The organism is Mesorhizobium sp. P2_D1 (genome assembly GCF_056404455.1).
This window is the reverse complement of sequence record NZ_JBFUDZ010000137.1, coordinates 1-1,129: the sequence shown is the minus strand read 5'-3', so window position 1 is coordinate 1,129 and position 1,129 is coordinate 1. Positions and strand designations below refer to the sequence as shown.

Sequence of the window (1,129 nt, the reverse complement as noted above, 5' to 3'; positions counted from 1 at the left end):
TAGCAAGATCAAGGAAGCCGCCAAGCTGATCCCGGATGCCAAGCTCGATTGCGGCCTTGGTGAGGTCCTCTACAACATGTCGATCGCCTACGATCCCGCCAAGACCTCAGAAGCACCTCAAAATTGGGCCGACTTCTGGAACGTCAAAAAATGGCCTGGTAAGAGATCTCTCTATCGCGACCCACGCGATACGCTGGAGGCAGCGCTGCTTGCCGATGGAGTTGCGCCGGCCGACGTCTACAAGACGCTCGCCACGCCGGAAGGCCAAGATCGCGCCTTCGCCAAGGTCAAGGAACTGATGCCCAACATCATCTGGTGGACCAATCCGGGACAGTCGCGGCAGTTTCTGGCAAGCGGCGAGGCGGTGTTCATTGCCACCTACGACAGCGGTATCAACRCCACCAATCTCGGCGAAGGGCTTAAGAACAAGGTCGTCAACAACAATTCGATCCGCCACATCGACTACTGGGCGATCCCGAAGGGGGCGAAGAATCTCGATACGGCCTATAGCTTGCTGAATTTCGCGACCGAAGCGGAGAGACAGGCGCAACTGGCATCCAAGATGGGGATCTCGGTTCCGAACACCGATGCTCTGCCCTTGGTCAAGCCGGAAGTGCTGCCGTTGTTGTCGGCCAATCCTGACAACATCAAGACGGCGATCCAGTCCAATGCAAGCTTCTGGCTGGACAATTACGATGCGCTGAACCAGCGCATGACGACCCTCATCGGCCAATGATAGAATGACACAGTATGGGCGCCTCCACAGGGTGCCCATACTGTGTGCATGTTCGGTTTCATGTTTACCAACCTCGCAAAGATAGCGGCCCCTCTCAGGCGGCTCGGGAACGCGCAGGCCCTTATCCTGGTCGCGCCGCTGTTCCTTTTCCTGCTCGTCACGTTCTTCGTGCCGATAGCGGCGACGCTGTGGCAGAGCGTTTCGGATCCGCTGGCCCGGCAGGCACTTCCGCGCACGATTGCCGCTCTTGGCGAGTTCGACGGAAGTTCGCTGCCGGACAGCCCAGCATTCGCCGGCTTGCAGCACGACCTAAAAACCACCGCTCCGGAAACACTGGCCAAGGCAGCCGTCCGCATCAATTCGGATCTGCCGGGTTTCCGGTCACTTCTGTTC

At 58.6% G+C, this 1,129-nt stretch carries 1 protein-coding gene and 1 pseudogene; both read left to right on the top strand.

Going from position 1 to position 1,129, the window contains the following annotated elements:
• On the top strand, positions 1-736 hold a 736-nt coding region (locus tag AC1D0I_RS32565), incomplete at its 5' end, for an extracellular solute-binding protein (protein WP_477400179.1).
• Positions 737-796: 60 nt separating this feature from the next.
• Positions 797-1,129, top strand: a pseudogene (locus AC1D0I_RS32560) (ABC transporter permease); the annotation flags it as partial.